This window comes from Duganella levis, assembly GCF_009857605.1.
GTDB classification, from domain to species: Bacteria; Pseudomonadota; Gammaproteobacteria; order Burkholderiales; family Burkholderiaceae_D; genus Rugamonas; species Rugamonas levis.
On sequence record NZ_WWCT01000002.1, the window covers coordinates 86,175 to 108,209 of the forward strand.

Genomic DNA, 22,035 nt, shown 5'->3' on the forward strand with positions numbered 1-22,035 from the left:
CAAGATGACGAAGGCTACACTCTGGATGGTCGACGCGGATGCGGTGGCGGATGCTGATTTGCAGCGCTGGCGTGGCTGGCTCTCGGCGGACGAGATGGCGCGTCATCAGCGCTTCGTGCGCGCGCAGCGGCAGCGCCAGTTCATCGTTGGCCGCGTGCTGTTGCGGATGATGCTGGCGCGCCTGCTGGGCGTGACGCCGCAGGAGATCCGCCTCGACGAGCAGGTGGGCAAGGCGCCGCGCCTGGCAGCGCCGGTGATGAAGACTGTAGCGCCGGGCTTCAGCATTTCGCACAGCGGCCGCTGGGTGGCGTGCGCAGTCAGCGCGCAAACCACGCTGGGACTGGATATCGAGATGAAGGATGCGGCGCGCGACCTGAACGCGCTGGCGGCGCAAGCGTTCGATAGCGGCGAGATGCTGCGGTGGGAGCGTCTGCAAGGCCTGCCCGATGATGAGCGGGTCGAAGGCTTTTACCGTCTGTGGAGCGAAAAGGAAGCTTACTTTAAGCTGGGTGCTGCGGCCGGTGGTCACAGTGTCGTGCTGGCGCACCCTGAACTGTCGGTGGTGCTGTGCAGCGAGCAGCAACTGAACAAGGCGCCGCCGATAGAACTCGTCACACTGGAATGAAGAAAGCCGGCGCAAGCCGGCTTTTTTATTCATGCGCTGCGCCAGCGCTGAAGAGTGGCAGGGGCCGTTAGTCCAGGCTCCAGACGTACTGCATCTTGGTCCACAGTTGCTGGGGCACGCCGTCCACGGTGCCGGGCTTGAATTTGCACAGGCTCAGGCCTGCCTGCGCTGCACGGTCCAGATCACGGAAACCGCTGGTTTTTTCGATGCGCGAATCGGCCACCTTGCCGTCGATGCCGATCAGGAAGGCCAGCAGGACGGTGCCGGTGTCGCCATTGCGCAGCGCGTTTTTCGGGTAATCCGGTTTGGTGCAGGCCTGCGCGTCCACAACGGCGGCTGTGACTACCGGCGCCGATTTGGCCGGCGTCGGCTTGACGCCGGTGTCGGCGGTTCCGCCCATCGGCGGCTGGGTTGGTGGCTGATCCGGCATGGCGCGCGCCGTGACGTTCGGCGGCGACTGCACCGGTACGTCGAACGGGATCTCAGGCACGAAGATATCCGGCCGCGTCATTTTTGGCAGTTCCACCTGCGGATCAAGCGGCTTGGGCTGGGGCGGATCAAGCGTGGGCACCAGATCGACCACGGACGCCGACGGCTTGAATATCGTCAGCTTGGAGCCGTGCAGGAACACAGCCAACAGCGCGACATGCAGCAGAACGACGGTGGTGATGCCGGTCAGGTTCTTCTTTTGGTTCATGGTTGCTCCTTGGTGGTGGGTGGAATTGCTATGTGTTGGAATAATAATATTCTATTATGTAGCAAAATAAAAGAGATTTTTGAGCAATGATGATGTGATATGCTTCGCACAAGGCATGCTTTGGAGTAGAAAATGAAAAAAATACGCTTGATGCTGGCGGACGATCATCCCATCGTGATGACGGGTTTCGCCATGTCGTTGCAAGGGCAGGGGCTGGACGTGGTGGCGCAGGCGCGCACGCCGGCCGAGGCGCTGGCGCAGTACCAGGAATTGAAGCCGGACGTGATCGTGCTGGACATCCGTTTCGGCGAACAGTTGACCGGGCTTGATGTGGCCAAGCAGATCCTGGCGCAGATGCCGTCCGCCGCCATCGTCTTCCTCAGCCAGTTCGACCAGGATAGCCTGATCAAGGAAACCTACCGCCTCGGAGGCCGCGCCTTCATGACCAAGGATTGCGATCCGGCCGACCTGGCGGCGGCGGTGAAACGCGCGCATGACGGTGAGCTGTATTTCCTGCCGCATATCGCCGAGCGGCTGGCCAATCTGTCGGTGCGCGGCGATGCGTCGCCGCAGTCGCAGCTGGACGAGCGCGCGCTGGAGATTTTCACGCTGATGGCGGAAGGCCTGACCAACGCGGAGATTGCGGAGAAGCTGGATGTCTCCACCAAGACCATCAGCAATATCAGCCAGGCGGTGAAGGAAAAGCTGGGCGTGCACCGTCCGGCCTATATCACGCGGCTGGCGGTCAAGCACGGGCTGATTGAGCCTTGATGCTGCACTGGCGCCACTGGAGCGTGCGCACGCGCCTGATGGCGATGACCGCGCTGCCGCTGGCCTATCTGTTCTGCACCTTTGTCTGGTACGCGTATCAATCGCGCTTGTCGGAGGTGCGCGAGGAGATGGCGGAGCGCGGGCCGCTGGTGGCCAAGGTGCTGGCCGATAGCAGTGAATTCAGCCTGGTGTCGCGCCGCTATGATGATCTGAAGCTGACCATCAATGGCCTGCTGCGCGCGGACCCCAGCATCCAGCGCATCGAGGTGCTGGATGCGCAGCGGCGCGAGTTGGTGCACGCGGCCGCGCGCGCGGTCAGTACCTCGCCGCAGGAACTGCGCTACGACGAGGCGCCGGTTCTCAAGCGCCTGATGTGGGTGTCGATGCTGGCGCCAGACGGCACGCCGTATCAGAAGGACCGTCCCGCCGCCAGCGGCATGACGGTGGAGACCATGGGCTATGTGCGGGTGACGATGTCGCCGTCCGCACTGCTGCTGAAACAGACGCGCAGGTTTTATGTGGAGCTGATGGTCGGCTGTCTCGGCCTGCTGGCGTGCGTGCTGCTGGCGTGGCAACTGGCCAAGGGACTGGACGCGTCGTTGCAGGCGTCGATGCGCGCGCTGCGCGAGGCGGATGACGAGAAGCGCCGCTTGATCCGCAAGGTCAACACGGCGGTGGAAGATGAACGCCAGAGCATCGCGCTGGAGATCCATGATGAACTCAACGCCACGCTGATCGCCGTGCGGCTTGAGGCGCAGCGGATTGCCGCCATCAGTCCGGAGGGCGAGGCGCGCGACAAGGCGCAGTCCATCATCAAGCTGGCGCTGGGTCTGTACAACAGCGGCCGCGCGCTGGTGCGCCGTTTGCGGCCGGAAGTGCTGGATATGCTGGGCCTGGACGGCGCGGTGGAGGAGATGATGCGCCACTACGACAGTGCGCGCAGCGGCTGCCGCTTCGATTTGCAGGCGCAGGGTGACTTCTCGAAGATGGAAGCGAGAGTTGCTATCTCCGCGTACCGGATCGTGCAGGAGGCGCTGTCCAACATCGTCAAACATGCGCGAGCTACGCAGGCCTCGGTGCAGCTGTCGCTGGAAGAGGGCGAACTGCGCATGCAGATCAGCGACAACGGCGCCGGCTTCGATCCGGCCCAGGCTTCATCCGGCATCGGCCTGGTGGGCATGCGCGAGCGCGTGTACGCCCTCAATGGCCGCATCGCCATCGATACCGGGCTCAGCGCCGGCACACGTATCAACATTGCAATGCCAATTCGATAAATTTTCTCTTTGAATGTAAACGATTCTCATTTAATATTCTTATTTGGGAATAGTTCTCATTCAATAAAAACAGGGGAAATAGGGAAATGCGCATCAAGGTGATGGTGGTGGCGCTGGCCGGAGTTATGGCTGGCTGGGCGGTGCACGCGGAAGAGGTGGAGACGACGGAACCGGTGGAGCAGGTGGTGATCACCGGCGACAAGCTGAAACGCACGGAAATCGACAGCAGCGCCAGCGTCGGCGCGCGCAACCGCCGCCAGATCGCCGAATCCGGTATGACCACGCTGGAAGACGTGGCCGCGCAGATGGCCAACGTCGGCACCGCCGAAAACCTGTCGATCCGCGGCGTGCAGGCCTATGGCCCGACCGGCGGTGGCGGCAAGACCATCACGCTGGTGGTGGATGGCGTGCCGCAGGACGGCTTCGGCCAGGACATCTCGAATCTGAGCGTATGGGACGCCGACCGCGTGGAAGTGCTGCGTGGTCCGCAGTCCACCAACCAGGGCCGCAACTCGCTGGCCGGCGCAGTGGTGCTGAAGACGCGCGACCCGCAGGATGCGCGCGATTTCAGCTACCGCGTCAGCGCCGGCAACCAGCATGCCCATCGCGAGGCGATCGCCGGCGGCGGCGCCATCGTGGAAGACGTGCTGGCCGGACGCATCTCCCTTGAACAGCACAAGCGCGATGGTGACGTCTACAACCCCACCCGCGACGACCGCCGTTCCAATCACGACGATGGCTACACGCTGCGCGGCAAGCTGCGCATCACGCCGTGGGGCGACAACTACCAGGCGCTGGTGACGCTGGTGGATGACAAGCAGGAGCGCGGCTACGGCAATGTCGAAGCGGTGACGGTGCCGGCGTCGGCGCGCGAGAATTTCTCCAACGAGCCGCGCGACACGGTCAACCGCACGCGGTCGGCCGCGCTGGAGCAGACCTTCCGCGCGCTGGGCGCCGACATCACGCTGTTGACGACGTATTCGCACAACCGCTACAGCCGCATCCAGGACTACGATGGCACCGAGCTGCGGCAAGGTTACCGCGATGGCGTCAATATCGACCGTCAGTGGGTGCAGGAGGCGCGCGCCAATTTCGACACGCTGGTGGCCGGCAATAAGCTGAAAGGCGTGGTCGGCCTGTACTACTCGCAGCAATATTACGACGGCGACGACCTGTTTACTGTGCCGGTATCGTATGTGCTGGGCTTGACCGGCCAGTGCCGCGTGCAAGCCGCATGCGACGCCCAGTACGGCGCCGATTTCATCAACCGGCGCCAGATGCAGAATAACGCCAGCAAGACGCGCGCGGCGTACGGCGAGGCGGACTATGTGGTCGGCAAGCTGACGCTGACGGCGGGCATGCGCTTCGACGGCGAGCGCCAGAAGCGCATCCTGCAGTCCGAGACCAACGGCACCTCGGCGCTGGCCAAGCAGGTGTTCACGCAGCTGATCCGCGGCGGCGTTTTCGCGCCGGACAATGTGCAGGACCTCGGCACCGATAACTCGGTGTGGCTGCCGAAGCTGGGGTTGCGCTATGCGCTGGCGCCGGAGTGGGTGGCGGGCCTGACGGCGCAGCGCGGCTATCGCACCGGCGGCGTCGATTACAGTTACCAGCGCGGCTCGCACGCCTACGGGCCGGAATACACCAAGAACTACGAAGCCTCGCTCAAGGGCGTGCTGGAGAGCGGCTTGATGGTGTCGCTCAACGCCTACCGCGTCAACTGGACCGACCAGCAGGTTGACGTCGGCCGCAATTCGCTCGACACCTATCTGGTCAACGCCGGCAGCTCGCGCCTGCAAGGGGTGGAAGCGGAACTGCGGGGTAAGGTCGCGCCAACCCTGGAGCTGTTCGGCGCGCTGGGACTGGCCCGCACCAAATTCATCGACTTCGTGTCACCGACCGGCGATTACACCGGACATCAGTTTGGGCGTTCGCCGCGCCAGACGCAGTCGGTCGGCGTCAGCTGGACGCCGGGCCGCTGGATGCTCAATATGAACCTGCAGCACGCCGACGGCACCTACATGGACGCCGCCAACATCGACCGCAACGACGGCCACACCACGCTGGGCGGCAAGGCCACCTATGAGCTGAGCAAGGGCGTCACGCTGTTCGCCTATGGCAGCAATCTGACCAACCAGACCTACATCACCGCCAACAAGCTGGTGTCAGTGACCGGCCGCTACAACGTAGCGCTGGGCGCCGCACGCCAGTTCGGCTTCGGTGTGCAGGGCTCGCTGTAACGCGGAGGGATGGCATGAACTGGATCTGTATCGGCGTGGCCGCATTGGCTGCGTTGTGTCTTTATCTGGCGTCACCACACCAGACCTTGTGGCCGGCGGCGTTGCGGCGGCAGGCTTTCCTGCGCTGGCTGTCGGTGCCGCTTATGGCGGGTTCCATCGCCGCGGCGACCGAGACCTATGGCGGCTGGTGCGGCGTGTGCATGGCGCTGGCGGGCTTCATGACCACGCTGGTGGTGCTGCCGTATCTGGACGCATGGCGTCGGAAGGGAGCGCGCCATGTGGGGTAAATCGACTGCCGCCGTGTTCCTTGGCCTGCCGTTGTCGGTGCTGGTGGTCGGCTTTGCGGCGCTGCTCAGTAGCGGCCAGGCCAATACCACGCTGCCTTGGCTGCTGCTGTTCTTCGTGGTGTGGATCGCGGTGATGACGGGTACTTTCCTGTTCAGGACCGGGCTGCGCGCCTGGCTGTGGATGGGCGGGCTGACTGTGGCCGGCTACATCGCGCTGCATTTTCTCAAGGCCAGTGGCCTGATCAGGATCGCCGCATGAAGGCCGCGACTTTACGCACCTATATTTCGGTGCATACCTGGGTGGGAATTGTGGCGGGCTTCTTCCTGTTCATCGCCTTCTATGCGGGATCGGTGACGCTGTTCCATGAGGAGCTGCATGCGTGGGAGACGCCGCTGCCGCAAACGGCCGTGACGCAGCGCGATCCGCAGGCGCTGATCGACGCGGTGCTGCAAGCGCACCCGAAGGCGAAAGATATGTTCTTCCTGCGCCTGCCGTCGAAGAGCGCACCGGAGATGGTGCTGGAGTTCGACGAACGCCACTTCCGCTTCGACGCCAGCGGCAAGCTGGAAGAATTCCACGAACGTTCGCAACTGGTGGACTTCATCTACCGCCTGCATTACACGGCCGGCTTGCCGAATAGCTGGGGCATCTACGTGCTGGGCGTGGTGTGCATCTTGTACGGGCTGGCGCTGGCCAGCGGGGTGATCATCTACGCGCCGAGCTTCGTCAAGGACTTGTTCGCGCTGCGCATTGGGAAGAACATCAAGCGCATGTGGCAGGACGCGCATAACGCGATTGGCATTCTGTCGCTGCCGTTCCACCTGATGTATGCGTGGAGCAGCGCCGTGCTGGCGCTGGGGATCATTCTGCTGGCGCCATTCCAGTACATGGTCTTCGACGGCAAGCTGCTGCAACTGGTCGGGCAGGACATCAACGCCGCCGCGCCGCCGAAAGCAGCGGGCACGGCGGCGCCGCTGATGCCGGCGTCGCAGCTGTTGGTCGAAGTGCAGCGCGCCGCGCCGGGCATCGAGATCGAAATCATGGTCTATCGCCAGGCCGGCGACGCCAATGCGCAGTTGCAGGCGTATGGGCCGATGCATCAGAAAACCGTGGCCAGCATCGGCGCGGTGGTGCTGAACGCCAGCACCGGCAAGGTGCAGCGCGCGATGATGCCGGAGAATTTCAGCCCCGGTACGCGCTTCCTGCGCAGTTTGCAGTCGCTGCACTTCGCCAGCTTTGGCGATATGGCGGTGCGGTGGATGTACTTCATACTGGGCTTGGCGGGGGCGTTCCTGTTCTACAGCGGGAACCTGCTGTGGATCGAAGCGCGCCGCAAGCGGCAGAAACTGGTGCAGCCGCGCAGCGGCAAGCTGATGGCGCAAGCCACGCTGGGCGTATGCCTGGGCTGCGTGGCCGGCGTGTCGGCCGTGTTCCTGGCGAATAAACTGGGACCGGCAGGGCAATTGCCCCTGTGGGAAGCGCGCAGCTATTACGCGGTGTTCTTCGGTTGCGTGCTGTGGGCCTTCGCCCGTCCGCCGGCGCGCGCCGCGCATGAACTGCTGATGCTGTGCGCCGCGCTGACGCTGGCGGTGCCGCTGGCGCACTGGTGGAACACCGGCCTCAACCCGCTGCTGGCGCTGTTGCAGGGCGACGGCATCGTGACCGCCGTCACCGTCATCGCGCTGCTGCTGGCGACGCTCTACTGGAAAATGGCCCGCGCCGCCTTGCACCGAGGCCGCCACGGCGACCCGCACAGCGTCTGGTCGCTGCGTGTGCCGACGCAACAAGCTGCTGAGGAGCAACAGGCAGCTTGAGGGAACGCATGCCGAACGGCGGCGGCATGCGGTTATAATCCGTTCAATCTTTCCGGAAACTTCATATTGAACGGACCCGCCCTCGTATGAGCCAGCCCAATCAGTTTTCCCTGCTCAAGCAACGCCGTTTCGCGCCGTTTTTCTGGACCCAGTTCCTCGGCGCGTTCAACGACAATCTCTTCAAGACAGCCCTGGTGGTCATCATCACCTTCGATGCGCTCAGCTGGACCACGATGGAGCCGTCGCTGATCACCAACCTGATCCCCGGCTTGTTCATCCTGCCGTATGTGCTGTTCTCGGCCACCGCCGGCCAGTTGGCCGACAAGTTCGAGAAGGCCGGCTTGACGCGCTTCGTCAAGTGGCTGGAAGTCGGCATCATGTGCGTAGCCGCGCTGGGCTGGGTGACGCATCATCTGTGGCTGCTGATCGCGGCGGTGGTGGGAATGGGCGTGCATTCGACGCTGTTTGGTCCCGTCAAATATGCCTACCTGCCGCAGCAGCTCAAACCGGAGGAGCTGATCGGCGGTAACGGCGTCACCGAGATGGGCACCTTCGTCGGCATCCTGATGGGCGAGGTGCTGGGCGCGGTGCTGGTGGTACAGCAGCCGCATGGCCTGCTGTATGAAGCGGCAGCCACGGTACTGGTGGCGGCGCTCGGCCTGGCCGCAGCCTACCGGATTCCCCATTCGCCGGCGCCGGCGCCGGACCTCAAAATCAGCTGGAACTTCGTCAGCGAATCGGTCCGCAATATTAATTTCTCACGCAAGAACCGCACGGTGTTCCTGTCCATGCTGGGCAACTCGTGGTTCTGGTTTTATGGCGCGCTGATCCTGGCGCAGTTCCCGGTGTACGCCAAGGATTACCTGCACGGCGACCATGGCGCCTTCGTGCTGCTGTTGACGATTTTCTCGCTGGGCGTCGGCAGCGGCTCGCTGCTGTGCGAACGGCTGTCCGGCCGCAAGGTGGAGATCGGTCTGGTGCCGTTCGGCTCCATCGGCCTGACGGTGTTTGGTATCGACCTGTATTTCGCCAGCCTTGCCTTCAGCGGCGGCGCACTGATCCCGGCGGGCGTGCATCTGGACGCGTTTGCGCTGCTGGCGCAACACGGCATGTGGCGCATCCTGTTTGACGTGCTGATGATCGGCATGTTCGGCGGCTTCTTCATCGTGCCGCTGTTTGCGCTGATCCAACTGCGCTGCGATCCGCAGCACATCTCGCGCACCATCGCCGGCATGAATATCCTCAACGCGCTGTTCATGGTGGCGGCGGCCGGCCTGGCGATTGTGCTGCTGGGCCAAGGGCTGACGATCCCGCAGCTGTTCCTGGTGACGGCGCTATTGAACGCCGTGGTGGCGATCTATATCTTCTCGCTGGTGCCGGAATTCCTGATGCGCTTCCTGGCCTGGCTGCTGATCCATACCGTGCACCGCGTGCGCACGGTGGATGTCGAGCGGATTCCGGCCGAAGGCGCGGCGGTGCTGGTGTGTAATCACGTCAGCTATGTCGACGCCATCGTCATCGGCGCTACCGCGCCACGGCCGATCCGTTTCGTCATGGACCATCGCATCTTCAAGCTGCCGCTGCTGGGCTGGATCTTCCGCACTGCGCGCGCGATTCCGATTGCGCCGGCCAAGGAAGATCCGTGGCTGATGGAGAAGGCCTATATCGATATCGCGCAGGCGCTGCATGAAGGGGAGCTGGTGTGCATCTTCCCGGAAGGGCAACTGACCCGTACTGGCGACATCAACGACTTCAAGGGTGGCATCGCCAAGATCATCGACCGCACCAAGGTTCCGGTGATCCCGATGGCGTTGCGCGGCTTGTGGACCCATCTGCTGACGCGCAACCGTGAGAACGTATTCGGCCGCGCCTTCCGCATTGGGCTGCGTTCGCGCCTGGAACTGGTGGTGGGCGAGCCGGTGGCGCCGCAGGACGTCACGCCGGAAGATCTCAAACAGCGCGTAGCGGCCTTGCGCGGCGATTGGAAATAAGTATGGCAGACACCTTTACTGCCTCCGTCCCGCGCCTTCAGACGGAGCGACTGATACTGCGCGAATATCGGCGCGAGGATTTTGAATTATTTGCCGACCATCTGGCGGATGCAGAAAGTTCGGCGTTCCTGGGTTCCGCCGACCGTGCCACGGCGTGGCGCATCTTCGGTTCGCATGCCGGATTGTGGATGCTGCACGGCGCTGGCTGGTGGACCGTCGAGGATAAGCAGACTGGCCAGGTGGTCGGTTGCGTCGGCGCTTTCTTCCGCGAGCAGGCCACGGTGATGGAGCTGGGCTGGAATACCTACCGCGCGTTCTGGGGCCAGGGCATGGCGAACGAGGCCGCTGCGGCGATCTTGCAGTATGTATTCGAGGTGCGCGGTGAGCCGAAAGTGCGGGCGCTCATCACCACTGGCAACGAATCGTCCCGCCGCGTGGCCGAGCGCCTGGGCATGGTCTACGAAATGGAAACCGAACTGAACGGCAGGGCAATCAACAGTTACATGCTTGAGCATGCGTGAGTCCATTGTTCCCGTTGCTGTTGAACATGCCGAGGCTCTGGCATCGTTGGTTCAGCAAAACCTTGAGCATTTCTGCGAATATCTTCCGGCGCTAGCAGGCCTGGCCTCTATTGAGGCGGCCAGGCAACATCTCTTTGCGGCAGTGGAGCATGCGTCCACCGGTGAGGTACTTGAGTGGCATATTTTCGTCGACGGAGCACTGTGCGGCGCCATCCGCCTCAGGGATATCGATGACGAAGACAGGAAAGCTAAAATTGGCTATTTCATTGGTCGCCAATTCTCAGGGAGAGGTATCGTTACTTCAGCTGTGCGCACGGTCCTTGCACACGGCTTTGAGCAATTGAACCTCAACAGAATCGAACTCCGTTGCGCCGCCGGGAATGAACCGAGCAAACGCGTTGCCGAGCGGCTGGGATTCGTGCTGGAAGGCGTGCTGCGACAAGACGAATATCTGCATGACGTGTTTGTCGACCAGCATGTGTATGGATTGCTGGCTATCGATTTCACTGCGGATCGTGCTGAGCGCGACATGAACGTCCAGCCACAGTAATCAGCGCGCCGCCTGCACCTGTTCGCGATTGTGGCGCGCGCCGGCCAGGCGGACGATCTGTTCCAGCTCCACCGGCTTCACCAGATGATGGTCGAAGCCGGCTTCCACAGTGCGCCGGCGGGCGTCGCTCTGGCCCCAGCCGGTCAGGGCCAGTAGCAGGATGCGTTCGGCGCCGGGACGCTGGCGAATAGCGCGCGCGGTCTCGTAGCCATCCATGCCGGGCATGCCGAGGTCCATGATGATCATGTCCGGCGCCAGCTTTTCTACAGCGGCGATGGCGGCCGGGCCGTCGTACACGGCGCGCACGTCGAAGCCGTCGATTTCCAGTAAGGCGGCCAAGGAGTCGGCGGCGTCCTGGTTGTCGTCCACTACCAGGACCTGCATCTTGCGGCCGTCGTGGCCGGCGTGTTGCGCCAGCGGCACCGGCTGGCGCGCACCTTCGTTGTCGAGCACCGGCAGGCGGATCACGAATTCGCTGCCCTGGCCGAGACCAGCGCTGTGAGCGTTTACACTGCCGCCATGCATTTCGGCGAACTCGCGCGCCAGGCTCAGGCCAATTCCCAGTCCGCTGGAAAACTGGCCGCTGACGGTATTGCTTTGCTCGAACATGCGGAAGATGCGCGGGATGGTGTCTGCGTCGAGGCCAATGCCGTCGTCGCGGATGGTGACCTGCAACGCGCCGTCATCGGCGCTGGCGCATACCAGCACATGGCCGCCCTGCGGCGTGAACTTGACGGCGTTGGACAGGATGTTGGCGTAGATTTGCACCACGCGCGCGTAGTCCACATTCAGCATGGTCTCGCTGGGCGGCAGCTGCCAGGCGATGTGGATGCGCTTGGCGTCGGCGGCTTGCTGGCACAGCTCGGACACGTGGCTCATCACCGACGACAGCGACACCAGCTGCGGTTGCAGCTTGATCTTGCCGCTGGTGATGCGCGCCACGTCCAGCAGGTCATCGACCAGGCGCGTCAGCAGGCGCACCTGGCGTTCCACCATGTCGCGGATGCGCGCCACCGGCGCGGCGTTCGGATACAAATGCGTCAGCAGCGACACCGAGGTGCGGATCGGCGCCAGCGGATTGCGCAGCTCGTGCCCGAGGCTGGCGAGGAATTCATCCTTGCGGCGCGCCGCCTCGCGTACCTGGTACTGCTTGTTGCGTGCGCGTAGGGTGGAGTGCAGCGCCGTGATCAGCGTCAGCGTGCGCACCGGCCGCTCCATCAGGCTCAGGTTGCCGAGTCCGGTGATGGCGCGCCGCACCACCGCCGAATCGGCGCCGTTGTGCGTCAGCAGGATGATCGGCAGGTCGGACCAGTCGGGCTGGCGCTCGACGCAGGTCTGCAGCAGCTGCAAGGCGCCGGGCGCCAGCGCTTCCTCCACCGTCAGCACGGCGCCGGCGCCGCGTTCCAGTTCCTCTTCCAGCTGCGCCAGCGTGGCGCACACCTGGCTGTCGATAGCGGCCAGGGCCAGCACCTTGGCCGCCAGCGGCGCGTCCTGTCCGGTGGGGGCGTAAATCAGGATGCGCGTTTCCATGATGTTCAGAGCGTCGGCGGCTGGATGGCGGCCGGGCCGTGAAAAGTCGGTACGCCGGTCAGCACGCCGTGGAAGTCCTTTAGCACCGGTCCCACATGCAGGCCGCTGGAACTGATTTCGAAACGGCGCAGGGTGCGTTCGTGCGAGCTGCCGCGCTTCTTGAAGACCGAGATGGCCTGGCGCACCTCGCCATCAGCCTCGAAGTAGCGCAGCATGATGATGTTGTCGGCCAGGTAGCTGGCGTCGACGGCGGAGGTCATGTTGGCGCCCATCACGCCTGACTGCACGCCGACCAACATGCTGACCACGCCGCGCTGGCCCAGGTAGGTCAGCAGCTCGTGCAGATGGACGATCAGGAAGCGTTCGTCCGGCACCGCGTTCAGGTAGCCGTTGAGGCTATCGATGACGACGATGCGCGCGCCTTGCTCCACCGCCAGCATGACGGCACTGGAAAATTCGCCCGGCGACAGTTCGGCCGGATCGATCTGCTGCACCGACAGCAGGCCGGCGTCAATGGCGCCGCTGAGGTTGAAGCCGAGGTTGGCGCAGCGGTTCAGCATATTATTGCGCGCTTCCTCGAACAGGAACATGGCGCATTTCTCGCCGCGCTGGGTGGCGGCGTGCACGAATTGCGCCGTCAGCGACGACTTGCCGGTGCCGGACGGGCCGGACAGCAGGGTGCTCATGCCTTCCTCCAGGCCGCCGCCGAGCAGCGCGTCCAGCGCCGGCAGGCCGCTCGACAATTGGCGGCGGCTGCTGGATTCGCGCGTGGTGGCCGCCACCAGGCGCGGATAGACATACAGGCCGCCCTTGATGATCTTGTAGTCATGCGAGCCGCCACGGAAAGCCACGCCGCGGTATTTGACCACGCGTAGCCGGCGCCGTTCGGCGCCGTAGGCTTGGTCGGCCAGTTCCAGCGTCATGACGCCGTGCGCCACGCTGCGCACCTGGAGGTCGGTGGAGAGCGCGGTACGGTCGTCGAGGAAGATGGTGGTGCAGTTGCGGCTGCTCAGGTACTGTTTCAGCGCCAGCACCTGGCGCCGGTAGCGCAGCGGGCTTTCCGCCAGCAGCTGCAGTTCCGACAGCGAATCGAGCACCACGCGGCGCGGCTGATAGCGGTCAATGGCGCCAAGGATACGCTGGGTGGTGTTGCCGAGTTCGATTTCAGACGGATGGAAGATGGTGTACTGCTGGTCCGGATCGAGCGCCTTTTCGTCGGGGATGATTTCCTCGATGTGGATGCCATCCATGCTCCAGCCGTGCGACTGCGCCACGCTGAGCAGTTCCACCCTGGTTTCGGCCAGCGTAATGTACAGCGTGGCCTCGCCGCGCCGCACGCCTTCGTTGAGGAACTGCAGCGCCAGTGTGGTCTTGCCAGTGCCCGGTTCGCCTTCGACCAGGTACAGCCGGTCCTTGGTCAGGCCGCCGGTGAGGACATCGTCCAGGCCCGGCACGCCGGTGGGGAGAAAATCGGTGCTCAGGCTGTTTTGTTCTTCCATTGGTCGCGTTCCAGGCAATAATTGTTGTCCTGGACGATGCTACCGGAAAGCGCTAACGGCGGGCGCGCTGCTGAATTCCCTGTTGCTTGTGACGGTACATGGCACGGTCGGCGCGGCCCAGCAGCATTTCGATATCCTGCGGATCATCCGGGTGATGCACCGCGATGCCCAGGCTGGCGCTGAGGGTAACGCTGGTGGTTTTCAGCGTGAACGGCTGGCGCAGCGCCGGCAGCAGCTTGTCGGCCGCTTCCTGGGCGGCGGCGTCGTTGGCCAGCATCTCGAGGATGACGATGAACTCGTCACCGGCCAGACGGCCGACGGTGTCGGTCTTGCGCACCGCACCGCGCACGCGCTGGGCGAACTGGCGCAGCAGTTCGTCGCCTTCCTCGTGGCCGTAGCGGTCGTTGATCTGCTTGAAGCGGTCGAGGTCGAGGAAGAACACGGCGCAGCTCTGGCCCGAACGGTTGGCCCGTTGCAGCGCTTCCGGCAGCGTCTTCATCAGTGCGCGCCGGTTCGGCAGACCGGTCAGGGTGTCGCGCAGCGCCAGTTCCTCCATCGACGCAAACAGCTGCTTGCGCTCGCTGATGTCGTGCAGGAAGGCGATGAACAGGTGGCCGCTGCTGCGCGGCACGTAGGCCAGCGACACTTCCACCGGCAGTTCCTGACCAGCGCGGTTATGCAGCGCCAGTTCGACGCGGCGGCTCAGCACCGTGGTGGCGCCGTCGGCGCTCTCGGCCAGCTGGCGCATGTCGCGTTCGTAGGCGCGGCGCAGCGGCAGCGGCAGCATCATGGCCGCCAGCGGCTGGCCGATTACTTCCGAGCGTTTCCAGCCCAGCAGTTTTTCCGCCTGCAGGTTCCAGTCGCGCACCACGCCGCCCGGATCGAGTGCGATGAAGGCGTCGTGGGCGTTGTCGAGGATGGCGCGCAGTTCGGCGGCGCGTTCCTGTAGCAGCTGTTGCGTGCTTTGCTCCTGGCCCAGCGCGCGCTCCAGCTGCAAGGCCTTGCGGGCGATTTCGCGGGTGCGCTCGGCCACTGTGGATTCCAGCTTTTCATTCAGGCCGCGCAGGGCGTCCAGGTGGTGTTGCTCGTTGCGCAGCATTTCCGCCAGCGCACGCGACAGTACCTGCGCCTCGTGGAAGGTATCGACCGGCTGGATCGCCGGCAGTGTCGGCAGCGCGTCGGTGGTTACCAGGCGCGCCTCGATGGTGTGGCTGAGTTCATTCAGCGGCCGGGTCAGGCGGCGCGTGACGATGGCGGCGGCCAGCGCCATGGCGGCGCCGAGGATGGCGCCCAGCAGCAGGATCTGGCGTTCCAGCGCGCGGGCGCCGGTCAGCGCCTGTTCCTCCGGCTGGCGCGCCAGGATCGCCCAGCTGAGCGTGGCCGGATCGGCGGGGTTGCCGCTGCGGGCGTAGCCGGTCAGGTAGCTGTGGCCGTCGGCCCAGGTTTCCTTGAGCGCGCCGGAGGCGCCGCCGCGCGCCATGGTCAGGCTGTCGCTATATATCTGGTGTTCCTCGCTGCCCGGCGGGCCGAGCATGACGGTGCCGTCGCCGCGCACTACGAACAGGTCGGCCGAATACTGCTGGTCACCGGCCGGCGCCAGCATGGTCTGCGCCAGGCGCCGCATCCAGCCCCAGCTCAGGCGCACGCACAGCACGCCGCGGTAGTTGCCGTCGGCGTCCATCAACGGGCCGGCGGCGTCAATGAAGCGCCACTGTTCGGCGCCGGACAACGGTTTCTGGCCGGCCAGCGCGGTGGACGAGGCATCGCCGGCGTACAGCGCGCGCCGGCCTTGCTTGAACCAGGAGCGGCCACTGACATCGGCGCCTTCCAGCTCCCCTTGCGTGCCGGCCACCACCACGCCTTGCGGATTGACCAGGCCGATCCAGGCGTAGTCGGGGAAGGTTTTTTGCAGGCTTTCCAGTGCCTGGCGCACCTCGGCGGGTGAACGCGCGGCGCGCACGCCGGGCAGCGAACTGAGTAATTGGACATCGCCGGTGGCGCGCCGCACTGCGCCATTCAGCGCGTCGCGCATTTGCCACGACAACTGCTGTAAACGCTGCTGGGCCTCGCGGCGGGCGTAATTCAGCGCGAAATGGTCGACCAGAATCAACAGCGATAGCACCGTCAGCAGCACCGTGGCGCTGACGCCCATCGTCACCAGTGTGGTGAGCCGGGGGCGGGTGGTAGAGGACGGTTTAGGAATGTGCACGAGCGTACTAAATGATGACGTAAAGAAATTAACTGATTGTAGCATTGCAACGTCACTGCACTTGGACAGTGCGTTGAATTTCATCGCCTTAAGCCACGCTTAAATCTTTCGGTATCACCCCGCACTGCACAAAATAGTTGCTTGACTTAATTAGAATGATCGTTCATTCTATAGGTTGTGCTTAATTTTTATACAGAAAGCTCATCACATGGAAGCCCTTTTCTGCAAAAAAACAATGCTGCGCACCGCTGGTGCCGCAGCTATCGTCTCCGCACTGGCCGTTCTGGCCGGTTGCTCCAAGTCCACGTCCGAAGCACCTCACCAGCAGCAGGTGGCGGAAGTGGGCGTTTTCAAAGTGGCGCAAGCGCCGCTGCAAATCACGACCGAACTGCCGGGCCGCACCAGCGCTTACCAAGTTGCTGAAGTGCGCCCGCAGGTCAGCGGTCTGATTCAGAAACGCCTGTTTGTCGAAGGCGCCGACGTCAAAGCCGGTGTACCGTTATACCAGATTGACCCGGCCACGTATCAAGCCGCGTACAACTCCGCCAAGGCGGCCCTGGCCAAGGCCAAGGCCAACCTGCTGACGTCGCAGCCGAAAGTGGGCCGCTATAAAGAGCTGGTCGCCATCGAAGGCGTCAGCAAGCAGGATTACGACGACGCCGTGGCCGCCTACGAGCAGGCCAAGGCCGATGTGGAGTCGGCCAACGCCGCGCTGGAACAAGCCAAGATCAATGTGAATTACACCCACGTCGATGCGCCGATCAGCGGCCGCATCGGCCGTTCGACCGTCACGCCGGGCGCGCTGGTCACCGCCAGCCAGACCACCGCACTGACCACCGTGCAGCAGCTGGACCCGATCTACGTCGACGTTACCCAGTCGAGCGAAGACATGCTGCGCCTGAAGCGCGACGTCGCCAACGGCAGCCTGCGCAAAGACGGCCAGGCCAAGGTCACGCTGGTGCTGTCGGACGGCACCAAGTACGCCGAAGAGGGCAAGTTGCAGTTCTCCGATGTGACGGTCGATACCGGCACCGGCAACGTCACGCTGCGCGCGCTGTTCCCGAATCCTAAGCATGATCTGCTGCCTGGCATGTTTGTGCGCGCCATCGTCGATTCCGGCGTCAACGAGCACGCCATCGCCGTGCCGCAGCAGGGCGTGACCCGCAACGCCAAGGGCGAAGCGACCGCGCTGGTGCTGAACAAGGAAGGCAAGGTCGAACAACGCGTGCTGACCACCGGCGGCACGCTGGGCGACAAGTGGCTGGTCAAATCGGGCCTGAACGAAGGCGACCTGCTGATCGTCGAAGGCGTGCAGAAAGTCAAACCAGGTGCGCCGGCCAACGCCGCCAAGCCTGCCGCTGCCCCTGCAGCCGTTGCCGTCGGCGGCGCCGTGCCTGCCAACGCCAAGAGCGCGCAATAAGGAGTTAGTCTATGTCTCGTTTCTTTATTGATCGCCCGATTTTTGCGTGGGTGGTCGCGATCGTGATTATGCTGGGCGGCATAATCTCGATTCTCGGCCTGCCGATCGCACAGTATCCAAGCATTGCGCCGCCGTCGATTTCGATCAGCGGCACCTACCCAGGCGCCTCGGCCAAGACCGTGGAAAACGCCGTTACCCAGATCATCGAACAAAAGATGAAGGGTATCGACGGCCTGCGTTATATGTCGTCGTCGTCCGATTCGGCCGGTGGCGTGACGCTGACGCTGACCTTCAAGAGCGGCACCAATCCTGACATCGCGCAGGTGCAGGTGCAGAACAAGCTGCAGCTGGCCACGCCGCTGCTGCCTGCCGCCGTGCAGCAGCAAGGCCTGGTGGTTGCGAAAGCCACCAAGAACTTCCTGATGGTGCTGGGCTTTGTCTCCGAAGACGGCTCGATGAAGCAGGCCGACATCGGCGACTACGTCACCGCCAGCGTGATCGATCCGGTCTCGCGTGTGGAAGGCGTGGGCGATGTGACCAACTTCGGTTCGCAGTACGCCATGCGCATCTGGCTGGACGCCGCCAAGCTGCAAAGCTATCAGCTGACGCCGGCCGATGTCAGCGCCGCGATCAGCGCGCAGAACACCGAAGTCTCGGCTGGCCAGTTGGGCGGCCTGCCGGCCGTCGCCGGCCAGCAGCTGAACGCCACCGTGACCGCGCAAAGCCGCTTGCAAACGGCCGAGCAGTTCGGTGAGATCCTGCTGAAAACCGCCTCCAGCGGCGCCACCGTGCATCTGCGCGATGTGGCCCGCATGGAGCTGGGCAGCGAGACCTATAACATCCTGGCGCGCTACAACGGCAAGCCGGCATCCGGTATGGCGATCAAGCTGGCTACCGGCGCCAACGCGCTGGACACCGCCAATGCGGTCAAGGCCAAGATCAAGTCGATGGAAGGCCAGTTCCCGAAAGGCCTGAAAGCCGTCGTCGCCTTCGACACCACCCCGTTCGTCAAGCTGTCGATTGAAGAAGTGGTGAAAACCCTGGTCGAGGCAATCGTCCTGGTGTTCCTGGTGATGTACCTGTTCCTGCAAAACTTCCGCGCCACGCTGATTCCGACCATGGCGGTGCCGGTGGTGCTGCTGGGTACCTTCGCCATCCTGTCGGCGCTGGGCTATTCGATCAACACGCTGACCATGTTTGCGGTGGTGCTGGCGATTGGTCTGCTGGTGGATGATGCGATCGTGGTGGTGGAAAACGTCGAGCGCGTGATGACGGACGAAGGCTTGTCGCCGCTGGAAGCGACGCGCAAGTCGATGACCCAGATCAGCGGCGCGCTGGTGGGTATCGCCATGGTGCTGTCGGCGGTGTTTGTGCCGATGGCCTTCTTCAGCGGTTCGACCGGCGTGATTTACCGCCAGTTCTCGGTGACCATTGTGTCGGCGATGGTGCTGTCGGTGCTGGTGGCGATGATCTTCACGCCAGCGCTGTGCGCCACCATCCTGAAGCCGGTGGAAAAAGGCCATGCCATGTCGAACAAGGGTTTCTTCGGTTGGTTCAACCGTACCTTTGAGCGTGGCACCAATAAATACCAGGGCATCGTCGGTTCGATCCTGAATCGCGGCGGCCGTTCGCTGGTGCTGTATGCAGTGCTGCTGGTAGTGCTGGCCGTGGTGTTCATGCGCCTGCCGACTTCCTTCCTGCCGGAAGAAGACCAGGGCGTGCTGTTCTCGCAGATCCAGCTGCCTACCGGCGCGACCCAGCAACGCACGCTGAAAGTGATTGAAAAAGTCGAGAACCACTTCCTGACCAACGAGAAGGACAACGTCGCTTCCGTGTTCGCGGTGGCTGGCTTCAGCTTCAGCGGCAATGGCCAGAACACCGGCATCGCCTTCGTGCGGATGAAGGACTGGGCGGATCGTCCGGGCGTCGCCAACCGCGTCAGCTCGATCGTCGGCCGCGCCATGGGTTCGTTCTCGCAGATCAAGGACGCGATGGTGTTCGCCTTTGCGCCACCTGCTGTGCTGGAACTGGGTAACGCCAGCGGCTTCGACTTGCAGCTGCAGGATATCGGCGGCGTCGGTCACGATGCGCTGATGGCTGCGCGTAACCAGATGCTGGGCATGGCCTCGCAGAGCAAGCTGCTGGTGGGCGTGCGTCCTAACGGCCAGGAAGATACGCCGCAGTACAAGATCACCGTCGACCAGCAGAAAGCGATTGCACTGGGCCTGACCGTGTCCGATGTGAACTCGGTGCTGAGCACTGCCTGGGGTAGCGCCTACGTCAACGACTTCGTCGACCGTGGCCGCGTGAAGAAGGTCTACCTGCAAGGCGCCGCCGAAGCGCGCATGACGCCGGAAGACCTGAACAAATGGTTCGTGCGTAATTCCAGCGGCCAGATGGTGCCTTTCTCGTCGTTCTCGTCGGGCGAATGGATTTACGCCTCGCCGCGCCTGGAGCGCTACAACGGCCTGCCGTCGACCGAGATCCTGGGTGCGCCTGCGCCGGGTCAGAGTTCGGGTACCGCCATGCTGGAAATCGAAAAACTGGCGACGCAACTGCCGCCGGGTATCGGTTTCGAGTGGACCGGCCTGTCGACCGAAGAACGCGACTCCGGCTCGCAGACCACGCAGCTGTACGCAATCTCGGTACTGATCGTGTTCCTGTGCCTGGCCGCGCTGTATGAAAGCTGGTCGATTCCGTTCTCGGTGCTGCTGGTAGTGCCGCTGGGTGTGATCGGCGCAGTGGTCGCAACCTATGTGTTCAAGCTGTCCAACGACGTCTACTTCCAGGTCGGTCTGCTGACCGTGGTCGGTCTGGCGGCGAAGAATGCGATTCTGATCGTGGAGTTTGCGAAGGAACTGCAGGACGCCGGCGAGGATCTGAAGAAGGCCACGCTGCACGCGGTCAAAATGCGTCTGCGTCCGATCCTGATGACTTCCATCGCGTTTGGCCTGGGCGTGTTCCCGCTGGCGATCAGCAGCGGCGCCGGTTCCGGCAGCCAGAATGCGATTGGCATCGGTGTGCTGGGCGGGATGCTGACGGCGACCTTCCTGGGGATCTTCTTCGTGCCGCTGTTCTTTGTGCTGGTGCGTGGCTACTTCGCTCCGAAGAAGCCGGCCGCTCCTGCTCCTGCTGTAGAGGTGCACTAATATGATGAAAAAATCTTTATTCACGATGGCGGCGCTGGCGATGTTGGCCGGCTGCAGCCTGGCGCCGGTGTATGAACGCCCGGCGCAACCGGTGGCGCCAGCCTTCCCGAACGGCGACGCCTACAAAGGCGTGCCGCAGGCGGCGGCCGATGCCAAGCCGGTGTCGCAAATCCTGTGGCGCGAATACTTCGCCGACGCCAAGCTGCGCAAGGTGATCGAGCTGGCGCTGGTGAACAACCGCGACCTGCGCGTCTCGGTGCTCAACATCGAGAAGGCCAAGGCGCAGTACAACATCGACACGGCGGCGCTGCTGCCGAAACTGTCGGCCAATGTTAGCCAGAGCGCATCGCGCACGCCGTCCAACATGACCGGCACCGGCCAGTCGGTCATCAACCGCCAGTACAACGGCGGCCTGGTGATGTCCTCGTATGAGCTGGACTTCTTCGGCAAGGTGCGCAACCAGTCCGAGGCTGGCCTGCAAAGCTACCTGGGCACCGAGGAAGCGCGCCGCACGCAGCAGATTACGCTGGTGTCGGAAGTGGCGAATGCCTATCTGACGCTGATCGCCGATCAGCAGCGTTTGAAGCTGTCGCTGGAGACCGTCAAAAGCCAGCAGACCAGCTATGACCTGAGCAAGAAGCGCTTCGCTTCGGGCGTGGTGGCCGGCACCGATATGTACGACGCGCAGACCAGCGTGGAAACCGCGCGCAACGACGCCGCGGTCTACACCGCGCAAGTGGCGCTGGACCAGAACGCGCTGGCGCTGCTGGTCGGCAGCGCCGTGCCGGACGAGCTGCTGCCAACCGGCGAGCTGGAAGAGGTGACGCAGCTGGCGGCAATTCCAGCCGGCCTGCCATCGGACCTGCTGCAATCGCGTCCGGACGTGCAGGAAGCGGAGCGCTCGCTGCGCGCCGCCAATGCCAATATCGGCGTGGCGCGCGCCGCCTTCTTCCCGAGCATTTCGCTGACGGCGTCGGGCGGTAGCGCCAGCAGTACCTTGTCCGGTTTGTTCAAGGCCGGTTCGTCGACGTGGAGCTTTGCGCCGCAGATCAACCTGCCGATCTTCGATGGTGGCGTCAACCGCGCCAACCTGAATATCGCCAAGGCCGATCGCGACATCTCGGTGGCGCAGTATGAGAAGTCGGTGCAGACCGCGTTCCGCGAAGTGGCCGATGCACTGGCCACGCGCGGCACGCTGGATCAGCGCCTGTCGTCGTCGCAGGCGCTGGTTGAGGCTTCGCAGAAGAGCTACACCATCAACGAAGCGCGCTATCGCCAGGGGGCTGACACCTACCTGAACGCGCTGGTGTCGCAACGCGCGCTGTACACGGCGCAGCAAGCTTTGATCACCACGCGCCTTGCAAAAAACAGCAATGCCGTCACCTTGTATAAGGTGCTGGGCGGCGGCTGGCAGCCTGAGTTGCCACCGCAGCGCTGATGCTGCACGGTGGACGCCG

The 22,035-nt window shown here is 63.7% G+C and carries 17 protein-coding genes; 13 read left to right on the plus strand and 4 right to left on the minus strand.

The features are described 5' to 3' along the window. The first annotated feature begins 4 nt into the window (after positions 1-4). Positions 5-625 carry a 4'-phosphopantetheinyl transferase family protein gene (locus GTP69_RS03330; protein WP_161053557.1) on the plus strand — a complete coding sequence of 207 codons (621 nt, stop codon included), beginning with the start codon at positions 5-7 and terminating at the stop codon, positions 623-625. 67 nt (positions 626-692) lie between these two features. Here GTP69_RS03330 and GTP69_RS03335 read toward each other — a convergent pair whose 3' ends face one another. Then, positions 693-1,322, minus strand: coding sequence for an energy transducer TonB (locus GTP69_RS03335; RefSeq protein WP_161053558.1), 630 nt, complete (start codon positions 1,320-1,322; stop codon positions 693-695). 132 nt (positions 1,323-1,454) lie between these two features. Here GTP69_RS03335 and GTP69_RS03340 point away from each other — a divergent pair, with 132 nt between their 5' ends. The 9 genes from GTP69_RS03340 to GTP69_RS03380 all read left to right on the plus strand — a co-directional run bounded on the left by GTP69_RS03340 (position 1,455) and on the right by GTP69_RS03380 (position 10,771). After that, positions 1,455-2,093 carry a response regulator transcription factor gene (locus tag GTP69_RS03340; RefSeq protein WP_161053559.1) on the plus strand — a complete coding sequence of 213 codons (639 nt, stop codon included), beginning with the start codon at positions 1,455-1,457 and terminating at the stop codon, positions 2,091-2,093. Then, a complete protein-coding gene (locus GTP69_RS03345; RefSeq protein WP_161053560.1) occupies positions 2,093-3,367 on the plus strand; it encodes a sensor histidine kinase in 1,275 nt (424 codons plus the stop codon). The genes GTP69_RS03340 and GTP69_RS03345 overlap by 1 nt, the downstream gene beginning before the upstream one ends. An 86-nt stretch (positions 3,368-3,453) precedes the next feature. Next, on the plus strand, positions 3,454-5,607 hold the full coding sequence (locus GTP69_RS03350; RefSeq protein WP_161053561.1) for a TonB-dependent receptor: 2,154 nt from the start codon (positions 3,454-3,456) through the stop codon (positions 5,605-5,607). A gap of 14 nt (positions 5,608-5,621) precedes the next feature. Further along, positions 5,622-5,894: a hypothetical protein gene (locus GTP69_RS03355; RefSeq protein ID WP_161053562.1), complete on the plus strand. Its 273-nt coding sequence runs from the start codon at positions 5,622-5,624 to the stop codon at positions 5,892-5,894. Next, positions 5,884-6,153, plus strand: coding sequence for a hypothetical protein (locus tag GTP69_RS03360; RefSeq protein ID WP_161053563.1), 270 nt, complete (start codon positions 5,884-5,886; stop codon positions 6,151-6,153). Before GTP69_RS03355 ends, GTP69_RS03360 begins: the two co-directional genes overlap by 11 nt. Then, the gene (locus tag GTP69_RS03365) at positions 6,150-7,709 is read left to right on the plus strand and encodes a PepSY-associated TM helix domain-containing protein (RefSeq protein WP_161053564.1); all 1,560 of its coding nucleotides are present in this window, start codon (positions 6,150-6,152) and stop codon (positions 7,707-7,709) included. Before GTP69_RS03360 ends, GTP69_RS03365 begins: the two co-directional genes overlap by 4 nt. An 86-nt stretch (positions 7,710-7,795) precedes the next feature. Beyond that, on the plus strand, positions 7,796-9,700 hold the full coding sequence (locus GTP69_RS03370) for an MFS transporter (RefSeq protein ID WP_161053565.1): 1,905 nt from the start codon (positions 7,796-7,798) through the stop codon (positions 9,698-9,700). Positions 9,701-9,702: 2 nt separating this feature from the next. Further along, on the plus strand, positions 9,703-10,221 hold the full coding sequence (locus tag GTP69_RS03375) for a GNAT family N-acetyltransferase (protein ID WP_161053566.1): 519 nt from the start codon (positions 9,703-9,705) through the stop codon (positions 10,219-10,221). Beyond that, positions 10,214-10,771, plus strand: a complete 558-nt coding sequence (locus tag GTP69_RS03380) for a GNAT family N-acetyltransferase (protein ID WP_161053567.1) — start codon at positions 10,214-10,216, stop codon at positions 10,769-10,771. The genes GTP69_RS03375 and GTP69_RS03380 overlap by 8 nt, the downstream gene beginning before the upstream one ends. Here GTP69_RS03380 and GTP69_RS03385 read toward each other — a convergent pair whose 3' ends face one another. From GTP69_RS03385 to GTP69_RS03395, 3 genes are read right to left on the minus strand one after another with little or no spacing between them, the layout of a single operon-like run. Then, positions 10,772-12,301 (minus strand): hybrid sensor histidine kinase/response regulator, encoded by a 1,530-nt coding sequence (locus GTP69_RS03385; RefSeq protein WP_161053568.1) that lies wholly within the window; start codon positions 12,299-12,301, stop codon positions 10,772-10,774. It abuts the gene before it with no gap. Positions 12,302-12,306: 5 nt separating this feature from the next. Then, positions 12,307-13,800: an ATPase domain-containing protein gene (locus GTP69_RS03390; RefSeq protein WP_161053569.1), complete on the minus strand. Its 1,494-nt coding sequence runs from the start codon at positions 13,798-13,800 to the stop codon at positions 12,307-12,309. Between the two features lie 52 nt (positions 13,801-13,852). Further along, positions 13,853-16,009 (minus strand): diguanylate cyclase domain-containing protein, encoded by a 2,157-nt coding sequence (locus tag GTP69_RS03395; RefSeq protein ID WP_371867784.1) that lies wholly within the window; start codon positions 16,007-16,009, stop codon positions 13,853-13,855. Between the two features lie 208 nt (positions 16,010-16,217). Between GTP69_RS03395 and GTP69_RS03400 the strand changes: the two genes are divergently transcribed. Genes GTP69_RS03400 through GTP69_RS03410 form a run of 3 tightly spaced genes read left to right on the plus strand, consistent with a single transcriptional unit; the run spans position 16,218 to position 22,016 of the window. Then, positions 16,218-17,429: an efflux RND transporter periplasmic adaptor subunit gene (locus tag GTP69_RS03400; RefSeq protein WP_371867785.1), complete on the plus strand. Its 1,212-nt coding sequence runs from the start codon at positions 16,218-16,220 to the stop codon at positions 17,427-17,429. A gap of 11 nt (positions 17,430-17,440) precedes the next feature. Continuing rightward, entirely contained in the window at positions 17,441-20,578 is a 3,138-nt protein-coding gene (locus GTP69_RS03405; protein WP_161053572.1) for an efflux RND transporter permease subunit, read from the plus strand. 4 nt (positions 20,579-20,582) lie between these two features. Beyond that, positions 20,583-22,016, plus strand: coding sequence for an efflux transporter outer membrane subunit (locus GTP69_RS03410; protein WP_161053861.1), 1,434 nt, complete (start codon positions 20,583-20,585; stop codon positions 22,014-22,016). Positions 22,017-22,035 lie beyond the last annotated feature (19 nt).

Excerpts from the sequence above, each read along its gene's own strand:
- GTP69_RS03330 (WP_161053557.1), top strand. The coding sequence starts at position 5 with ATGACGAAGGCTACACTCTGGATGGTCGACGCGGATGCGGTGGCGGAT.
- GTP69_RS03335 (WP_161053558.1), bottom strand. The coding sequence starts at position 1,322 with ATGAACCAAAAGAAGAACCTGACCGGCATCACCACCGTCGTTCTGCTG.
- GTP69_RS03340 (WP_161053559.1), top strand. The coding sequence starts at position 1,455 with ATGAAAAAAATACGCTTGATGCTGGCGGACGATCATCCCATCGTGATG.
- GTP69_RS03345 (WP_161053560.1), top strand. The coding sequence starts at position 2,093 with ATGCTGCACTGGCGCCACTGGAGCGTGCGCACGCGCCTGATGGCGATG.
- GTP69_RS03350 (WP_161053561.1), top strand. The coding sequence starts at position 3,454 with ATGCGCATCAAGGTGATGGTGGTGGCGCTGGCCGGAGTTATGGCTGGC.
- GTP69_RS03355 (WP_161053562.1), top strand. The coding sequence starts at position 5,622 with ATGAACTGGATCTGTATCGGCGTGGCCGCATTGGCTGCGTTGTGTCTT.
- GTP69_RS03360 (WP_161053563.1), top strand. The coding sequence starts at position 5,884 with ATGTGGGGTAAATCGACTGCCGCCGTGTTCCTTGGCCTGCCGTTGTCG.
- GTP69_RS03365 (WP_161053564.1), top strand. The coding sequence starts at position 6,150 with ATGAAGGCCGCGACTTTACGCACCTATATTTCGGTGCATACCTGGGTG.
- GTP69_RS03370 (WP_161053565.1), top strand. The coding sequence starts at position 7,796 with ATGAGCCAGCCCAATCAGTTTTCCCTGCTCAAGCAACGCCGTTTCGCG.
- GTP69_RS03375 (WP_161053566.1), top strand. The coding sequence starts at position 9,703 with ATGGCAGACACCTTTACTGCCTCCGTCCCGCGCCTTCAGACGGAGCGA.
- GTP69_RS03380 (WP_161053567.1), top strand. The coding sequence starts at position 10,214 with ATGCGTGAGTCCATTGTTCCCGTTGCTGTTGAACATGCCGAGGCTCTG.
- GTP69_RS03385 (WP_161053568.1), bottom strand. The coding sequence starts at position 12,301 with ATGGAAACGCGCATCCTGATTTACGCCCCCACCGGACAGGACGCGCCG.
- GTP69_RS03390 (WP_161053569.1), bottom strand. The coding sequence starts at position 13,800 with ATGGAAGAACAAAACAGCCTGAGCACCGATTTTCTCCCCACCGGCGTG.
- GTP69_RS03400 (WP_371867785.1), top strand. The coding sequence starts at position 16,218 with ATGGAAGCCCTTTTCTGCAAAAAAACAATGCTGCGCACCGCTGGTGCC.
- GTP69_RS03405 (WP_161053572.1), top strand. The coding sequence starts at position 17,441 with ATGTCTCGTTTCTTTATTGATCGCCCGATTTTTGCGTGGGTGGTCGCG.
- GTP69_RS03410 (WP_161053861.1), top strand. The coding sequence starts at position 20,583 with ATGAAAAAATCTTTATTCACGATGGCGGCGCTGGCGATGTTGGCCGGC.